Origin of the sequence: Pseudomonas sp. 9.2(2024) (assembly GCF_039695385.1) — a bacterium.
GTDB classification, from domain to species: Bacteria; Pseudomonadota; Gammaproteobacteria; order Pseudomonadales; family Pseudomonadaceae; genus Aquipseudomonas; species Aquipseudomonas paraglycinae.
Genome location: NZ_CP155585.1, coordinates 6,051,665 through 6,068,347, shown reverse-complemented (window position 1 = coordinate 6,068,347; position 16,683 = coordinate 6,051,665). Strand labels below are relative to the sequence as shown.

Annotated in this window: 14 protein-coding genes; 12 read left to right on the top strand and 2 right to left on the bottom strand. The window is 63.8% G+C overall.

Going from position 1 to position 16,683, the window contains the following annotated elements; all coding sequences use genetic code 11:
- The first annotated feature begins 27 nt into the window (after positions 1 to 27).
- From ABFB52_RS27445 to madM, 11 genes are all read left to right on the top strand, one after another.
- A complete protein-coding gene (locus ABFB52_RS27445; protein WP_129972240.1) occupies positions 28 to 5,943 on the top strand; it encodes an Hpt domain-containing protein in 5,916 nt (1,971 codons plus the stop codon).
- The gene (locus ABFB52_RS27440) at positions 5,936 to 6,409 is read left to right on the top strand and encodes a chemotaxis protein CheW (RefSeq protein ID WP_129972239.1); all 474 of its coding nucleotides are present in this window, start codon (positions 5,936 to 5,938) and stop codon (positions 6,407 to 6,409) included. Before ABFB52_RS27445 ends, ABFB52_RS27440 begins: the two co-directional genes overlap by 8 nt.
- Positions 6,410 to 6,639: 230 nt before the next feature.
- Complete coding sequence (mdcA, locus tag ABFB52_RS27435) at positions 6,640 to 8,310, top strand: malonate decarboxylase subunit alpha (RefSeq protein WP_129972238.1); 1,671 nt, start codon at positions 6,640 to 6,642, stop codon at positions 8,308 to 8,310.
- On the top strand, positions 8,310 to 9,182 hold the full coding sequence (locus ABFB52_RS27430) for a triphosphoribosyl-dephospho-CoA synthase (protein ID WP_129972237.1): 873 nt from the start codon (positions 8,310 to 8,312) through the stop codon (positions 9,180 to 9,182). The genes mdcA and ABFB52_RS27430 overlap by 1 nt, the downstream gene beginning before the upstream one ends.
- Positions 9,182 to 9,481, top strand: coding sequence for a malonate decarboxylase subunit delta (locus ABFB52_RS27425; protein WP_102716724.1), 300 nt, complete (start codon positions 9,182 to 9,184; stop codon positions 9,479 to 9,481). The genes ABFB52_RS27430 and ABFB52_RS27425 overlap by 1 nt, the downstream gene beginning before the upstream one ends.
- Positions 9,474 to 10,325: a biotin-independent malonate decarboxylase subunit beta gene (locus tag ABFB52_RS27420; protein ID WP_102716725.1), complete on the top strand. Its 852-nt coding sequence runs from the start codon at positions 9,474 to 9,476 to the stop codon at positions 10,323 to 10,325. The genes ABFB52_RS27425 and ABFB52_RS27420 overlap by 8 nt, the downstream gene beginning before the upstream one ends.
- The gene (gene mdcE, locus ABFB52_RS27415; protein WP_102716726.1) at positions 10,322 to 11,107 is read left to right on the top strand and encodes a biotin-independent malonate decarboxylase subunit gamma; all 786 of its coding nucleotides are present in this window, start codon (positions 10,322 to 10,324) and stop codon (positions 11,105 to 11,107) included. The genes ABFB52_RS27420 and mdcE overlap by 4 nt, the downstream gene beginning before the upstream one ends.
- Positions 11,101 to 11,721: a malonate decarboxylase holo-ACP synthase gene (locus tag ABFB52_RS27410; RefSeq protein ID WP_102716727.1), complete on the top strand. Its 621-nt coding sequence runs from the start codon at positions 11,101 to 11,103 to the stop codon at positions 11,719 to 11,721. Before mdcE ends, ABFB52_RS27410 begins: the two co-directional genes overlap by 7 nt.
- Entirely contained in the window at positions 11,718 to 12,638 is a 921-nt protein-coding gene (gene mdcH, locus ABFB52_RS27405; protein WP_129972236.1) for a malonate decarboxylase subunit epsilon, read from the top strand. Before ABFB52_RS27410 ends, mdcH begins: the two co-directional genes overlap by 4 nt.
- A 62-nt stretch (positions 12,639 to 12,700) precedes the next feature.
- Positions 12,701 to 13,117, top strand: a complete 417-nt coding sequence (gene madL / locus ABFB52_RS27400) for a malonate transporter subunit MadL (RefSeq protein WP_007953315.1) — start codon at positions 12,701 to 12,703, stop codon at positions 13,115 to 13,117.
- A 1-nt stretch (position 13,118) separates the two neighbouring features.
- Positions 13,119 to 13,883 (top strand): malonate transporter subunit MadM, encoded by a 765-nt coding sequence (gene madM / locus ABFB52_RS27395; RefSeq protein ID WP_007953314.1) that lies wholly within the window; start codon positions 13,119 to 13,121, stop codon positions 13,881 to 13,883.
- Between the two features lie 195 nt (positions 13,884 to 14,078).
- On the opposite strand, the gene ABFB52_RS27390 is transcribed toward madM, so the two are convergent.
- Positions 14,079 to 14,999 (bottom strand): LysR substrate-binding domain-containing protein, encoded by a 921-nt coding sequence (locus tag ABFB52_RS27390; RefSeq protein WP_129972235.1) that lies wholly within the window; start codon positions 14,997 to 14,999, stop codon positions 14,079 to 14,081.
- 142 nt (positions 15,000 to 15,141) lie between these two features.
- On the opposite strand from ABFB52_RS27390, the gene ABFB52_RS27385 reads away from it, so the two are divergent.
- A complete protein-coding gene (locus tag ABFB52_RS27385) occupies positions 15,142 to 15,759 on the top strand; it encodes a hemolysin III family protein (RefSeq protein ID WP_011336351.1) in 618 nt (205 codons plus the stop codon).
- Here the strand turns inward: ABFB52_RS27385 and ABFB52_RS27380 are convergent.
- On the bottom strand, positions 15,756 to 16,667 hold the full coding sequence (locus ABFB52_RS27380) for a LysR family transcriptional regulator (protein WP_129972234.1): 912 nt from the start codon (positions 16,665 to 16,667) through the stop codon (positions 15,756 to 15,758). The two genes, ABFB52_RS27385 and ABFB52_RS27380, sit on opposite strands and share 4 nt — an antisense overlap.
- Positions 16,668 to 16,683 lie beyond the last annotated feature (16 nt).

Here is a 16,683-nt window from a genome sequence, read left to right as displayed (position 1 = left end):
GGCGAGTCCATGTCGAGCGGAGTGGTTATGGGTGACCGGCACGACTACGTGGCCCTCGAATGGGTCAAGGGTGAAATAGCCGAGACGCTGAGGCAGGCGCATCAGGCCATCGAAGCCGTGCTCGACGATCCGCAGTCGGTGCCGGGGCTGGACGAATGCCTGGCCTGCATCCATCAGGTGCACGGCAGTCTGCAGATGGTCGAGTTCTACGGCGCGGCACTGCTCGCCGAAGAGATGGAACACCTGGTCGAAGCGCTGCAGAACGAGCGCGTCAGCCACCGCGACGAAGCGCTGCACTTGCTGTTGCAGGCGCTGGGTCAGTTGCCGATTTACCTGGACCGCGTGCAGGGCGCCCGCCGTGACCTGCCGCTGGTGGTGCTGCCGCTGATCAACGATTTACGCAGCGCCCGGGGCGAAAGCCTGTTGTCGGAAACCAGCCTGTTCAGCCCGCAGTTGCCTGAACTGGCGCCGTTGGGCGAGGAAACCCTGGCGCTGCTGGAACCGGCGGAGCTGCCGAATGTGCTGCGCAAGTTGCGTCAGATGCTGCAAATGGCGTTGGTCGGATTGCTCCGCGAACAGGACGATCAGACGCACCTCGGTTATCTCGCCAAAGTCTTTACCCGGCTTGAAGCACTCAGCGGTAACTCGCCGCTGAGCCCGTTGTGGCAGGTCGCCTCGGCACTCGTCGAGGGCATGCGCGAAGGGCGGATCGCCAACAGCCCGGCTCTGCGCAGCCTGTTCAAGGATGCCGACAAGGAACTCAAGCGCCTGCTCGAACAGGGCATGCCCGGCCTCAACCAGCCGCCACCGCCTGAACTGCTGAAAAGCCTGCTGTTTTATATCGCCAAAGCCGAACATCCCACCGGGCAGATGCTGACCATGAAAGATCGCTACTCCCTGGACGACGCGCTGCCCGACAGCGCGATGGTCGACGAAGAACGCGCGCGCCTGGCCGGCCCCGATCGCGATGCCATGCGCTCGGTGCTCGCGGCGCTGTGCGAAGAACTGGTGCGGGTCAAGGAACGCCTCGACCTGTTCGTGCGCAGCGACCGCCAGCACGCTTCGGATCTGGACAGCCTGCTGGCGCCGCTGCGGCAGATCGCCGACACCCTCGCGGTGCTTGGTTTCGGCCAGCCGCGCAAGGTGATCATCGATCAACTGGCGGTGGTGCTCAGCCTCGCGCAGGGCCAGCGCGAACCGAACGACGCCACGCTGATGGACGTCGCCGGCGCCTTGCTCTACGTCGAAGCGACCCTGGCCGGGATGGTCGGCACCGTCGAGCCGGAGAGCCCGGAAGACTCGCGCCTGCCGACCACCGACCTGACGCAGATCCATCAGATCGTGATCAAGGAAGCACGCATCTGCCTGCAACAGGCCAAGGACATGATCGTCGACTACATCGACGCCGACTGGGATCGCCAGCAACTGCAAAGCCTGCCGGCACTGCTGACCCAAGTTCGGGGCGCGCTGGCGATGATTCCGCTGGCGCGCGCGGCAAGTCTGCTCGAAGCCTGCAACGGATTTATCCGCGAGCATCTGTTGCTCGACCCTCACGAGCCGGGCTGGCAGCAACTCGACAGCCTCGCCGACGCCATCACCAGCCTTGAGTACTACCTCGAACGCCTGACCGACGACCCGCAGGCACCCAGCGAACACTTGCTGGATATCGCGCAGAAAAGCCTCGCCAGTCTCGGCTTCTTTCCTGACGAACAGCCCGGCGAGCCGCACGTGCCGGTGCTCGATGATGTGCTCAGCCCCAGCGAAGCACTGGTGATGCAGGATTTGCAGGAGCTGGACGATCCGCAGATCGTGCAGTCGTTGGCCGAAGTACTGGCCAGTCCGGTGTCGGCGGTCAACCCGCCGGCGCTGACCACGCCGGGCAGCCTGCTGCCGCCACCGGCCGATGAAGAACCGGTGGATGACGAGCTGCGCGAAGTGTTCCTCGAAGAGACCGGGGAAGTGCTCGAAGTGCTGAGCGAATACCTGCCGCGCTGGTCTGCCGAGCCCAATGACCGCGCCGCCCTGAGTGAACTGCGCCGCGCCTTCCACACCCTCAAGGGCAGTGGTCGGATGGTGCGGGCGCTGGTCCTCGGCGAGCTGGCTTGGGCGGTGGAAAACCTGCTCAACCGCGTGCTGGAACACAGCGTTGAACCCGGCCCGGCGGTGCGCCAGTTGCTGGCCGACACACTGCTGCTGTTGCCGGACCTGATCGCCGAATTCGCCACCAACGGTCAGCGTCAGCGCCACGATGTCGATCAACTGGCGGCTCGCGCCCACGCGCTGGCCAAGGGCGACACGCCGCTGCCGGCCGAAGACGTGGAAGACGTCGCGGCCCTCGATCCGCTGTTGCTGGAGATTTTCCGCAACGAAGCCGAAACCCACCTCGCCAGTCTCAACCGTTTTCTCGATCAGGCTGCCGAGCATGTGCCGTTACAGGCCAGCGACGAATTGCAGCGAGCGCTGCACACCCTCAAGGGCAGCGCCTCGATGGCGGGGGTGTCGCCGATTGCCGAACTGGCGGCGCCGCTCGATAAGCTGGCCCGGGAATTCAAGGCCCATCAGCTGGCGCTGGATCTGGACGAAGTGGAACTGCTGCTCGAAGCCGAGGGCCTGTTCCGCGTCGGTCTGCGTCAGCTCAAACACGATCCACTGGCGCCGATTGTCGGTGCGCAGTCACTGATCAAACGCACCGAAACCCTGCTCGGCGAGCGTCTGGAATTGATCCTCAATGCCCCGAGCAGTGCGGTGCGGGTCAAGCGCGATCCGCAACTGATCAACAACTTCCTGGCCCAGGGCATGGACATCCTGCTCGACGCCGAAAACCTCTTGCAGCGCTGGCAGCAGCACCCCGGTGAACGTCAGGAACTCAGTGCATTGCTGGATGAGCTGACCACCCTGGGCGAAGGCGCGCACCTCGCCGATCTGCTGCCGGTGGATGTGTTGTGTGAAGCCTTGCTCGACCTGTACGGCGCCGTCGAAGAGAGCAGCCTGGCGGTCAGCGAGCGGTTTTTCCATGAGGCGCAGCAGGCCCACGAAGCGCTGATCAACATGCTCGACGAACTGGCCGCCGGCCAGGAAATCACCCCGCAACCGCAACTCATCCGCGCCTTGCACGAACTGCTCGACGAGAGCCTCGATCCGTCGGCCATGGGCCTGATCCGCAGCGACGGCAGCCGCACCCTGAGCATCCGCGAACTGGGCAGCGCCACCGCCGAACTGCAACAACACAGCGTCGACAGCGGGCCGGACGACGAGATCGTCGAGATCTTCCTCGAAGAGGCGGTGGACATTCTCGACAGCGCCGGCCAAGCCTTGCAGCGCTGGCTGAAGGATCCGGAAAACGGCGCACCGCTGTCGTCGCTGCAACGGGATTTGCACACGCTCAAGGGCGGTGCGCGAATGGCCGAGGTTGCAGCGGTCGGCGATCTGGCCCATGAGTTGGAAGGCCTTTACGAAGGGCTGGTGGATCGTCGTTACAGCCACAGCGAAGCCCTCGACCGATTGCTGCGTCAAAGCCACGAGCGTCTGGCACAGTTCCTCGAACAGTTGCACCGGCACCAGCCGCTGGATCCGGCGCAGGATCTGATCGAGGCGATCCGCCGTTTCCGTCAGGGCTCGGCCGCCAACCCTGAAACGCCACCAACCAGCGTCACGCAGGACGGCCCCGGACACGATCCGGAGCTGCTGGAAATCTTCCTCGAAGAAGGTTTCGACATCATTGAAAACTCCGGCGCCGCGCTGCTGCGCTGGCAGGCCGAGCCCGGCAATCGCCAGGAAGTGGAAACCCTGCTGCGCGACCTGCACACCCTCAAGGGCGGCGCGCGGATGGTGGAAATCGGCCCGATTGGCGACCTCGCTCATGAGCTGGAAAACCTTTACGAAAGCTTGTCCGCCGGCACCCTGCAAGGCAGCGCCGAACTGTTCGCGCTGTTGCAGCGCGGCCAGGACCGCTTGGCGCAGATGCTCGACGCGGTGCGCGCCGGCCAGCCGTGCCCACCGGCAGACCGGTTGATCAGCGCGATCCAGAATTTCAGCCATCCGCTGGTCGTGCAAACCCCGGCGCCCGTGCCGTCGGTGGCGGTCAAGGCCGAGCCTGCTGCCCCGGCGCCCGAGGCCGGGGCAGACATGGTCAAGGTCTCCGCCGAGTTGCTGGATGACCTGGTCAATCTCGCCGGCGAAACCTCGATTTTCCGTGGGCGTATCGAACAGCAAGTCAGCGATGCGCAGACCGCCCTGCACGAGATGGAAACCACCATCGAACGCATGCGCGATCAGTTGCGCCGGCTCGACACCGAAACCCAGGGGCGGATCCTCAGCCGTCAGCAAGTGGATGCCGAGCGCCTCGGCTACGAAGATTTCGACCCGCTGGAAATGGACCGTCATTCCCAGTTGCAGCAACTGTCACGGGCGCTGTTCGAGTCCGCTTCCGACTTGCTGGACTTGAAGGAAACCCTCGACCGGCGCACGCACGACGCCGAGAACCTGTTGCAGCAGCAGGGGCGGATCAACACCGAGTTGCAGGAAGGCCTGATGCGCACGCGCATGGTGCCGTTCGAGCGCATGTTGCCGCGTCTGAAACGCATCGTCCGCCAGGTCGCCGAAGAGCTGGGCAAGGACGTGGCGTTCAGCGTCGGCAACGCCGAAGGCGAGATGGACCGCAACGTCCTCGAACGCATGGCCGCACCGCTGGAACACATGCTGCGCAATGCCGTCGACCATGGTCTGGAGTCCGCCGAAGTCCGGCTGGCGGCGGGCAAACCGGCACAAGGGCAGATCAGCCTCGACCTGTCCCGCGAGGGCGGCGACATTGTGTTCGACATCCGCGACGATGGCGCCGGTGTGCCGCTGGACGCCGTGCGGCGCAAGGCGATCAAGCGTGGCCTGCTGGCGCCGGACGCCGACATCAGCGACCGCGAAGTGTTGCAGTTCATCCTCCAGCCAGGTTTTTCCACCGCCGAGAAAATCACCCAGATTTCCGGGCGCGGCGTGGGCATGGATGTGGTGCATGAAGAAGTCCGGCAACTGGGCGGCACCATGAGTATCGATTCGGTGCCGGGGCAGGGCGTGCATTTTCGCATTCGCCTGCCGTTCACCGTGTCGGTCAACCGTGCGCTGATGGTGCAGTGTGGCGAGGATCAATACGCGATTCCGCTGGACACCATCGACGGCATCGTCCGCGTACTGCCGAATGAACTGGACGGGCATTTCCGTCTCGACCCGCCGACTTATCAGTATGGCGGCCAGTGTTATGAGCTGTGCTATCTGGGCGAGCTGCTGAAAACCGTGCCACGGCCGAAACTGTCCGGCCAGAGCCTGCCGGTGCCGGTCTTGCTGGTGCAGTGCAACGACCGGCACATCGCGGTGCAGGTCGACACGATGGCCGGCACCCGCGAGATTGTGGTCAAGAGCCTCGGCCCGCAGTTCGCCTCGGTGCAGGGCGTTTCCGGGGCGACGATTCTCGGCGATGGCCGGGTGGTGCTGATTCTCGACCTGCTGGCGCCGATCCGCGCGATGCAGGCGCGGTTGCCGCAGCGTCCGGCCGGCCATGAAATCGAGAGCGAACCGCACAAGCCGTTGCTGGTGATGGTGGTCGACGACTCGGTGACGGTACGCAAGGTCACCAGCCGTCTGCTCGAACGCCACGGTATGAACGTGCTGACCGCCAAGGACGGGGTCGATGCCATGCTGCTGCTGGAAGAACACATGCCGGACCTGATGCTGCTCGACATCGAAATGCCGCGTATGGATGGCTTCGAAGTGGCGACCCAGGTACGCCGCGACGAACGCCTGCAACACCTGCCGATCATCATGATCACCTCGCGCACCGGCCAGAAACACCGCGACCGCGCGATGGCCATCGGCGTCAACGACTACCTCGGCAAGCCGTACCAGGAATCGGTGCTGCTCGAAAGCATCGCCCTGTGGAGCAAAAAACATGCATGAGCGCCAGCACAATCAACGCGCCAGTCAGCTCACCGGGCTGCTGCTGCCGCTGGCGGATCGCAACCTGATCCTGCCCAACGTCGCCGTCGCCGAGCTGATCGACTACCAGTCCAGCGCCTTCGATCTCGACACACCGCCGTGGTATCTCGGTCGGGTGACCTGGCGTGAGCGGCAGATTCCGTTGCTGAGCTTCGAGTCGGCGTGCGGCAACAAAAAAATCGTCATCGGCGAACGGGCACGGATCGTCATCCTCAATGCCCTCGGCGGGCGGCCGGAGTTGAAGTTCATCGCGCTGCTGGTGCAGGGGATTCCGCGCTCGTACAAGCTCGACAGCCAGTTGAGTTATGTTGACGTACCGCTGTGTGCGCTGGAGCAGGCGGCGGTGCAGGTGGGGGAGCAGGTGGCGAAGGTGCCGGATTTGTTGGCATTGGAGAAATTGTTGGTGGATGCCGGACTGGTTCACTGAACCAGGGTCTGCGGCGATCTCACTGGCCTCATCGCTGGCAAGCCAGCTCCCACAAAGTTCTAGGTCGTTCACAAAAGCTTGGATCACCACACTCACTGTGGGAGCTGGCTTGCCAGCGATGAGGCCAGCATTCATTACGCTCACCGTAACGGTTCGCCACCGCGCTTGATTGATGCCCCTCGATCACACTCCTAAGGTAGCTCCACGACAGCGAACCCCGTGGAGTGAGCATGACAATAACCAATTCCCCCGACTCGCGCTGGACGCGGCGGCGTGACGAGAAGCAGCGGCGCCTCGACAAGGTGCGCGGGCTGGCCGACGGTGCGGTGTTGCCCACCGACAAAATCGTCGCGGCACTGGAAGCGCTGATTCATCCGGGCGACCGTGTGGTGCTGGAGGGCAACAACCAGAAGCAGGCGGATTTTCTTTCCCGTGCGCTGGCCAAGGCCGATCCGGAAAAGCTCCACGACCTGCACATGATCATGCCCAGTGTCGGTCGCTCCGAGCATCTGGACCTGTTCGAACGCGGCATCGCCCGCAAGCTCGATTTCTCCTTCGCCGGTACACAGAGCCTGCGCATCAGCCAGTTGCTCGAAGACGGTCTGCTGGAAGTCGGTGCGATCCACACCTACATCGAGCTTTACGCCCGGCTGGTGGTGGACCTGATCCCCAACGTCGTGCTCTCGGCCGGGTTCATGGCCGACCGTGCCGGCAACATCTACACCGGCCCGAGCACCGAAGACACCCCGGCGCTGATCGAACCGGCTGCCTTCAGCGACGGCATCGTCATCGTCCAGGTCAATCAGCTGGTGGACGACGTCAGCGAACTGCCTCGCGTGGACATCCCCGCATCGTGGGTGGATTTCGTGGTGGTGGCGGACAAGCCGTTTTACATCGAGCCGCTGTTTACTCGCGACCCGCGTCACATCAAGCCTGTGCACGTGCTGATGGCGATGATGGCGATCCGCGGGATCTACGAAAAACACAACGTGCAGTCGCTGAACCACGGCATTGGTTTCAACACCGCCGCCATCGAACTGATCCTGCCGACCTACGGTGAATCACTCGGCCTCAAGGGCAAGATCTGCCGTAACTGGACGCTCAATCCGCACCCGACCCTGATCCCGGCGATTGAAAGCGGCTGGGTCGAAAGTGTGCATTGCTTCGGCACCGAACTGGGCATGGAAAACTACATCGCCGCCCGCCCTGATGTGTTCTTCACCGGGCGTGACGGCTCGCTGCGTTCCAACCGGATGTTCTGCCAACTGGCCGGGCAATACGCGGTGGACCTGTTCATCGGCGCGACCCTGCAAGTCGATGGCGATGGTCATTCTTCAACCGTAACCCGAGGCCGCCTCGCTGGTTTCGGCGGCGCACCAAACATGGGCCACGACCCGCGAGGACGCCGTCACGGCACCCCGGCCTGGCTCGATATGCGCCACGACGACTCGCAGCAACCGATGCTCGAACGCGGCAAGAAGCTCGTGGTGCAAATGGTCGAGACCTTCCAGGAGGGCGGCAAACCGACCTTCGTCGAAATCCTCGACGCAGTAGAGGTGGCAAAGAAAAGCGGGATGCCGCTGGCGCCGATCATGATCTACGGCGACGACGTCACCCACTTGCTCACCGAAGAAGGCATCGCCTACCTGTACAAGGCGCGCTCGCTGGAAGAGCGTCAGGCGATGATCGCTGCGGTCGCCGGCGTCACCGCCATCGGCCTGCGCCACAACCCGAAAGACACCGAACGCATGCGCCGTGAAGGCCTGATCGCCTTGCCCGAAGACCTCGGCATCCGTCGCACCGACGCCACCCGTGAATTGCTCGCGGCGAAAAGCGTGGCCGATCTGGTCGAGTGGTCCGGCGGCCTCTACAACCCGCCCGCCAAGTTCAGGAGCTGGTAATGCACGCACTCAACCTGCAACCGAAAACCATCACCCTCGCCGAACGGCTGGCGGATCTGGCCGTGGACGCGCTGATCGACGAAGCCGACCTGTCGCCGAAACCGGCGCTGGTCGACCGGCGCGGCAACGGTGCGCACACCGATCTGCATTTGGGATTGATGCACGCCTCGGCGCTGGCGCTGTGGCCGGCGTTCAAGGAAATAGCCGAAGCCGCGCTCGAGTTCGGCGAGATCGGCTTGCCGCTGCGCGAAGCGATCGGCCGCATCGGCCGGGAAGGCGAGCAAGCGATGCTCGCCACCACCCACGGTGTGAACACCCATCGCGGGGCGATCTGGGCGTTGGGCCTGTTGGTCACAGCTGCTGCGCTGGATATGAAGTCCACCAGCGCTGGCGCCGTCACCCTGCGCGCTGCGCGTCTGGCGTTGCTCGATGACCGTTATGCGCCGCGCCCGCTGAGCCACGGCGCACAGGTCGCTCAACGCTACGGCGCTCGCGGTGCTCGGGAAGAAGCGCAACTCGGCTTCCCGTCGGTGATGCAACGCGGCCTGCCGCAGCTCAAACGCAGCCGCGCCACCGGTCATGGCGAACAGAACGCTAGGCTCGACGCCTTGCTCGCAATCATGACCGACCTCGCCGACACCTGCGTGCTGTACCGCGCCGGCGAACCGGGCCTGCACGCCATGCAGCACGGCGCCCAGGCAGTGCTCGACGCCGGTGGCAGCGCCAGCCTTACCGGTCGCCGCCGCCTGCACGAACTGGATCAACAACTCATCGCATTGAATGCCTCGCCCGGTGGCGCCGCCGACTTGCTCGCCGCCACTCTGCTGCTTGATCGAATCGAGCGCGACGGCATCCTTCAGGGAGCGTTTTGATGGAAACCTTATCCTTTGAATTCCCCGCCGGGCAGCCGCCGCGTGGTCGGGCTCTGGTCGGTTGTGTCGGCTCGGGCGATCTGGAAGTGCTGATCGAACCGGGCCTGGCCGGCAAGCTGACGATCAATGTGCAGACCTCGGTCAATGGCGCCGAGCAGCGCTGGCAGCATCTGTTTGCGCGGATGTTCGACGGCACCACACCGCCAGCGATGGCTATCGATATCCACGACTTCGGCGCGACCCCGGGCGTGGTGCGTCTGCGTCTGGAGCAAGGCTTCGAGGAGCTCGGCCATGACTGACACCTCGGCACTTTTGCACAAACATTCGTTCGTCGAACTCGGCGCACGGCAGCGGGCGAAAGCCTTGCTCGACGCCGGCACCTTCCGCGAACTGCTCGACCCGTTTCAACGCGTCATGTCGCCGTGGCTGGAACGTCAGGGCGTGGTGCCGCAGGCCGATGACGGCGTGGTGATCGCCAAGGGCCGCCTCGATGGTTTGCCGGTGGTGATCGCGGCGATTGAAGGCGCGTTTCAGGGCGGCAGCCTCGGTGAAGTCGGCGGCGCGAAGATAGCCGGCGCACTGGAACTGGCCGCCGAGGACAACCGCAAAGGCATCCCGACCCGCGCCATCCTGCTGCTGGAAACCGGCGGCGTGCGCTTGCAGGAAGCCAACCTCGGGCTGGCGGCGATTGCCGATATCCACGCGGCGATTGTCGATCTGCAGCAGTACCAACCGGTGGTCGGCGTGGTGGCCGGCAGCGTCGGTTGCTTTGGCGGGATGTCGATTGCCGCCGCGCTATGCAGCTATTTGCTGGTGACCCAGGAAGCGCGCCTCGGCCTGAACGGTCCGCAGGTGATCGAGCAGGAAGCCGGGATCGAGGAATACGACTCCCGCGACCGGCCCTTCATCTGGAGCCTGACCGGTGGCGAGCAGCGTTTCTCCAGTGGTCTGGTGGACCGTTATGTCGCCGATGACGCGGCGCAGATTCGCCAGCAGGTCGGCGAGTTGCTGCAACAAGGCCTGCCGGCGCAACCGCGCAGTCAACGGGCCGAGTGGTTCCTGCAACGCCTGACGAGCCTGGACACTGACAAGCAAATCGAGCCTTCGGTGGTTCGCGATCTGTATCAAGGAGAGCGCTCATGAGTGGTTATTCCGTGCGCGGTTTGAACTGGTTCAACGCCTTGAGTGCTGGCGCGAATGCGGTTGAAGGTTTGCCGCCCTCGCTGAAGGTCGCCGACGGGCCACTCGGGCGTTTTATCGCGGTGGTCGCCGATCCGCAAAACCGTTTCCCTCGCGCTCGCAATGGCGAAGTCGGTTTGCTCGAAGGCTGGGGTCTGGCCAAGGCGGTGGATGATGCGATCACCGCCGACCGAGACAAAACGCAAAAACGCCCATTGATTGCCATCGTCGATGTGCCGAGCCAGGCCTATGGTCGTCGCGAAGAAGCCCTCGGCATTCATCAGGCCCTGGCCGGCGCGGCGGACGCTTATGCCCGCGCGCGTCTGGCCGGGCATCCGGTGATTGCGCTACTGGTGGGCAAGGCCATGTCCGGGGCGTTTCTCGCTCACGGATATCAGGCCAATCGCTTGATCGCCCTGCGTGATCCGGGGGTGATGGTGCATGCGATGGGCAAGGCTTCGGCGGCGCGGGTGACCTTGCGCAGCGTCGAAGAACTGGAAGCCCTGGCGTCCAGCGTGCCGCCGATGGCCTATGACATCGACAGCTATGCCAGCCTTGGATTGCTTTGGGAAACCCTGTCGGTGCAGCAGATCGAACAGCCGACGGCGGAGGATCTGGCGCGGGTGACCGAGTGCCTGACCCAGGCCATCGGCGATGTTGGCGCGACGGATTTGAGCAATCGTCTCGGCGCGAAAAATCGCGAAGCCTCCAGCCGTGTACGTGAACTGCTGAGGGCGCAGTGGTGAACAGCGTTCTCGCCCACGACTTGCTGTGGGGCATGACGCCTGAGCAATTGCCGGCGGATGCGTCGCAGTGGGCGATTGATTCGCTCGCTGCCGGGCAACCGGTGGTGGTGCGGCGGGCGTTGAGTGAAGACGGATTCGTGGCGGTGGGCGTGCGCGGTCTGTTGCGCGAGCAGCGGCTGGCGGCGTTCATGGCGATCGATTCGATTGCCTGTCGGGTCAGCCCGGAAGCGCTTTGTCAGGTCGAGAGCGAGCGTGATTTGCCGGTCATGCAGGCGCTGCGGCAATTGCGGCCGGTGCTCGATGATTGCGGCTGGATCTGGGGTGTCAGTGGCAGTGCCGGGTTTGAATTGGCGAGCGGGTTTGCAGCCATGCACGAGGCCAGTGATCTCGATTTGATCCTGCGTACGCCACAACTCATCACCCGTAATCAGGCACGTAAATTGATCGCGGTTTTCGATCAGGCAATCTGCCGGGTCGACCTGCAATTGCAGACACCATTCGGTGCCGTCGCTCTGCGCGAATGGGCCGGAAATGCTTCGAGGGTGCTGCTGAAAAACGCCCATGAAGCCTGTCTGGTGTCTGATCCGTGGAACCCGCAGGAGCAGGCAGCGTGAGCAGCCTGCTGGTGTTTCCCGGTCAGGGCGCGCAGCAGCCCGGCATGCTCCAGCGCTTGCCCCGGGAAACGCTGATCGAGGCCAGCGATAGCCTCGGTGAAGATGTCTTGCGGCTGGATTCCAGCGAAGCGTTGCGCAGCACCCGGGCGGTTCAGCTGTGTCTGCTGATCGCCGGCGTTGCAGCCTCGCGACAGTTGTTGCAGGACGGACTTACCGCAGATTACGTCGCCGGCCTGTCCATCGGTGCCTACCCGGCAGCGGTGGTCGCCGGAGCGTTGAGCTTCAGCGATGCGCTGCATCTGGTCAGCCTGCGCGGTGAGTTGATGCAGCAGGCTTATCCACAGGGCTTCGGCATGACCGCGATCATCGGCCTGCAATTATCCACAGTCGAAACGCTGCTGGCACAGGTGCACGGCGCAGAAACACCGGTGTACCTGGCCAACATCAACGCCGATAACCAGGTGGTGATTGCCGGCAGTGACCAGGCGATGCAAGCGGTCGCCGAGCTGGCGCGCGGTCGTGGCGCCGGTCTGGCAAAACGTCTGGCGGTCAGCGTGCCGTCGCACTGCCCGTTACTGGATGAGCCTGCGCAAACCCTCGCCGAAGCGTTCGCCAGGGTAGAACTGAAAACACCGAAAATCGCTTACCTGAGCGGCAGCCGCGCAAGGCCTGTGACCCAGGTAGAAGCGTTGCGCGACGACCTCGCCTTCAACATGTGCCGCGTGGTGGACTGGCGCGGCACCGTGCAAAGCGCTTACGAGCGCGGCGTACGTCTACAGATCGAACTGTCGCCCGGTGCGGTGCTGACCGGGCTGGCGCGCCGGGTGTTCGAACAGGGGACTGTCACTGCCTTCGACAGTGCCCGGCTCGACACCTTGCAGGCGCTGTTGCGTGAAGAGGAGGGCCGACGACCCTAAATCACCGACTCAGGCTTCGAACAACAAAAACAATTCGACGATGCACTTTGAGGACTACAACAATGATTATTTACGGTGTGGCGCTGCTGGCGATCTGTACGCTGGCAGGGGTGATCATGGGTGACCTGCTCGGCGTGCTGCTGGGGGTCAAATCCAACGTCGGCGGGGTCGGCATCGCCATGATCCTGTTGATCTGCGCGCGGTTGTGGATGCAGAAACGCGGCGGCATGACCAAGGATTGCGAGATGGGCGTCGGCTTCTGGGGCGCCATGTACATTCCGGTGGTGGTGGCTATGGCCGCGCAACAGAACGTCGTCACCGCCCTGCACGGCGGCCCGGTGGCGGTGCTGGCGGCGATCGGTTCGGTGGTGGTCTGTGGCTGCACGATTGCCTTGATCAGCCGCACCCACAAGGGCGAGCCATTGCCCGACGAACCGGCGGAAATCTCCCCGGTCGGCACACCGGTAGGAGGTCGCTGATATGTGGGATCTCATTGAAAAAGGTCTGGAACACAACGGTCTGATCACCGCGTTCGCCTTCGTCGGCGTGATCATGTGGGTCTCGGTGATTCTCTCCAAGCGGTTGACGTTCGGGCGGATTCACGGCTCGGCGATTGCCATCGTCATCGGCCTGGTGCTGGCCTGGGTCGGCGGGACGATGACGGGCGGGCAGAAGGGGCTGGCGGATCTGACGCTGTTCTCCGGCATCGGTCTGATGGGCGGCGCGATGCTGCGGGATTTCGCCATCGTTGCCACGGCGTTTGAAGTGCAGGCGACCGAGGCGAAGAAGGCCGGGATGATCGGCGTGATTGCGCTGCTGCTGGGCACGATCCTGCCGTTCATTGTCGGCGCGTGCATGGCTTACGCGTTCGGTTATCGCGATGCGGTGAGCATGACCACCATCGGCGCGGGTGCGGTGACTTACATCGTCGGGCCGGTGACCGGTGCGGCGATTGGCGCGACGTCGGATGTGATGGCGCTGTCGATTGCCACCGGGTTGATCAAGGCGATTCTGGTGATGGTCGGCACGCCGGTGGCGGCGCGCTGGATGGGCCTGGATAACCCGCGCTCGGCGATGGTGTTTGGCGGGCTGGCCGGGACGGTGAGCGGCGTGACGGCGGGGCTGGCGGCGACGGATCGGCGGTTGGTGCCTTATGGCGCTTTGACCGCGACCTTCCACACCGGGCTTGGGTGCCTGCTTGGGCCATCGCTGCTGTTCTTCATCGTTCGCGGGATTGTTGGCTGAACGTCAAAAGCCCCTCACCCTAACCCTCTCCCCGAGGGAGAGGGGACCGACCGAGTTGGATGGGTCAGCTTTATCGACCTGAAATTTCCGTGTCGAACTCAGGACTCGAAACCGATGGAGATCTGCTCCCTTTCCCCCTCGCCCCCTTGGGGGAGAGGGCTGGGGTGAGGGGGTAAGCTTTTGATCTGCTTTTAATCACACCGCCAACTGGCGATTCGCATACATCCGACACTCCGCCAACAACGCCAGCAAATTCGGATCCCGCTCCTTGGCCTTCAAAAACACCACCCCGATGTGCTGCTGCAACCGGTACTTCTCCTGCAACGGAATCAGCTTCACCCGGTTCTCGTACACCACCGCAATCCTCCCCGGCAGCAACGCGTAACCGACCCCGGAACTGACCATGCTCAGCAGGGTGAAGATGTCGTTGACCTGCATCGCCACCTTCGGCTCGAACCCCGCCTGCCTGAACACCCGGATACCGTCCTGATGGGTGGCGAAGCCTTGGGTGAGGGTGATGAAGGTTTCGTCGCGCACCTCCGCCAAGTCCACTTCGCTGCGCTGGGCGAAGCGTGAGTCCGCCGGGGTGGCGAGGAAGATGTCGTCGGAAAACAGCGGAATCTGCTCGCAGTCCGGGTCGTTGACGGTGTCGTCCAGCGACACCAGGATTGCATCGACTTCCATGTTTTTCAGCTTGTAGAGCAGGTCGATGTTCGAGCCGAGGATCAGGTCGATGTTGAGTTCGCTGCGGCGGATTTTCAATCCCATGATCAGCTGCGGCACGGTTTTCACCGTCAGCGAATACAGCGAGCCAAGCTTGAAGCGCTCGGCCGAGAACCCGGCGGCTTCGCGGGTCAGGCGCACGCTTTCGACCACGTCCTGAATCAGCTTCTGCGCCCGCTCTTCGAGCACGTAGGCGCTTTCCAGCGGCGTCAGGTTGCGCCCTTCGTGTTTGAATAACGGGCAGCGCAGGGCGCTTTCCAGCGAATGGATCGCGCGGTGCACGCTGACGTTGCTGGTCTGCAACTCGGCGGCGGCGCGGGCGAGGTTGCCGGTGCGCATGAAGGCGAGGAACACCTCGAGTTTCTTCAGGGTCAATTCTTCGTCGATCAGCATGGCGCGGACTCTTCTTGGTATCGCTCGATTGTGCCCAAATATCAGGACAGGTGCCTGCCTGCGTTGAACGGAAACATTGCGCTTTTACGCTCAAGGCCCGAGCCTTGCGCGCTGCGGTAAATGAAATCGAGGTGTGCGACACATGTATCACGGAGAAAAACTGAACGCCTGGACGCATCTGGTCGGGGCGGTAGCGGCGTTTGTCGGGGGCGTCTGGATGCTGGTGATTGCCAGCCTCGACGGCAGCCCCTGGAAGATCGTCAGCGTGGCGATTTACGCCTTCACCTTGCTGGTGCTCTACAGCGCGTCCACCGTTTACCACAGCGTGCGGGGGCGCAAGAAAGCGATCATGAAGAAAGTCGATCACTTTTCGATCTACTTGCTGATCGCCGGCAGTTACACGCCGTTCTGCCTGGTGACTTTGCGCGGGCCGTGGGGCTGGACGTTGTTCGGGATTGTCTGGGGGCTGGCGCTGATAGGCATTCTGCAAGAGATCAAGCCGCGCTCGGAGGCGCGGATCCTGTCGATCGTGATCTACGCGGTGATGGGCTGGATCGTGCTGGTGGCGGTCAAGCCGCTGATAGCAGCGCTCGGGACGGCGGGGTTTGCCTGGCTGGCGTCGGGCGGCGTGCTTTACACCGTGGGGATCATCTTTTTTGCCCTCGACCATCGGTTGCGGCATGCCCACGGGATCTGGCATCTGTTCGTGATCGCCGGGAGCCTGCTGCATTTTGTGGCGATTCTGTTTTACGTCCTTTAAGCGCCCATCAGGCGACCGAGTTGTTCGCCGGCGCGCTGACTGAAGATCTGCAGCAAATCATGCAGCGTATGCGGCGGTGGCTCGGTGGCGCGGGTCACGGCGTACAGCGTGATCGGCAGCGGCGGGGCGAGTGGGCGGATTACGGTGCTGGTCGGCGAGGCACCGAGGGCGGTGAACGGATCGATCACGGCCACCCCGGCGCCGGACTCCACCATCGCTCGCGCCAGTGAATACGTCTGCACGGCGATCCGCACCCGAGGCGGCGGTTCGACCGCTTCGAGATAACTATCGAGTCGCGCTGCCAGTGGATCGGCGCTGGACAGCCCGATCAGCGGCGCTCCGGCCAACGCCATCAGCGGCAACGGCTGACCGGCATCTTCCTCCGGCCAATAACCTTTCGGCGCCAGCGCCACCAAAACCCCCGAGGCCAAAGCCTGGGCCTTCAGCCCCGGATGGTCCGGCAACTGCAACGTCAGCGCCACGTCCACTTCGCGCATCAGCAGGTTCTGCATCAGCTCGCGGCTGTGGGCGCTCGACAGTTCGCAGGCGATGTCCGGGAATTGCGCCGTCCATTGCTGGATCGCCGGCGGCAGCAACGACAGCGCCAGCGCCGGAGTCGCGCCGATCCGCAGGCTGCGGCCGGGTTCGCGGCGCAGGCTCTGGGCCAGACGCCGCACGCCTTGCAGGCTTTCGGTGACCTTGTCGACTTCGCGTTCCAGCTCCAGCGCTTCCGGGGTCGCCTGCAACTTGCCGCGCACCCGCAGAAACAGTGGAAAGCCCAATTGCTGCTCGGCGTGCTGCAGCACCTTGGTCACCGCCGGTTGTGAGACGTGCAGCAATTGCGCAGCGGCGCTGACCGAGCCGGTCTGGCGAATGGCCTGGAAAATCTCGATGTGACGAAGGCGCATGACGATCCCATAACCT

Coding starts and splice junctions, on each gene's coding strand:
- ABFB52_RS27445 (WP_129972240.1), top strand. CDS start 28: ATGGGTGACCGGCACGACTACGTGGCCCTCGAATGGGTCAAGGGTGAA.
- ABFB52_RS27440 (WP_129972239.1), top strand. CDS start 5,936: ATGCATGAGCGCCAGCACAATCAACGCGCCAGTCAGCTCACCGGGCTG.
- mdcA (WP_129972238.1), top strand. CDS start 6,640: ATGACAATAACCAATTCCCCCGACTCGCGCTGGACGCGGCGGCGTGAC.
- ABFB52_RS27430 (WP_129972237.1), top strand. CDS start 8,310: ATGCACGCACTCAACCTGCAACCGAAAACCATCACCCTCGCCGAACGG.
- ABFB52_RS27425 (WP_102716724.1), top strand. CDS start 9,182: ATGGAAACCTTATCCTTTGAATTCCCCGCCGGGCAGCCGCCGCGTGGT.
- ABFB52_RS27420 (WP_102716725.1), top strand. CDS start 9,474: ATGACTGACACCTCGGCACTTTTGCACAAACATTCGTTCGTCGAACTC.
- mdcE (WP_102716726.1), top strand. CDS start 10,322: ATGAGTGGTTATTCCGTGCGCGGTTTGAACTGGTTCAACGCCTTGAGT.
- madL (WP_007953315.1), top strand. CDS start 12,701: ATGATTATTTACGGTGTGGCGCTGCTGGCGATCTGTACGCTGGCAGGG.
- madM (WP_007953314.1), top strand. CDS start 13,119: ATGTGGGATCTCATTGAAAAAGGTCTGGAACACAACGGTCTGATCACC.
- ABFB52_RS27390 (WP_129972235.1), bottom strand. CDS start 14,999: ATGCTGATCGACGAAGAATTGACCCTGAAGAAACTCGAGGTGTTCCTC.
- ABFB52_RS27385 (WP_011336351.1), top strand. CDS start 15,142: ATGTATCACGGAGAAAAACTGAACGCCTGGACGCATCTGGTCGGGGCG.
- ABFB52_RS27380 (WP_129972234.1), bottom strand. CDS start 16,667: ATGCGCCTTCGTCACATCGAGATTTTCCAGGCCATTCGCCAGACCGGC.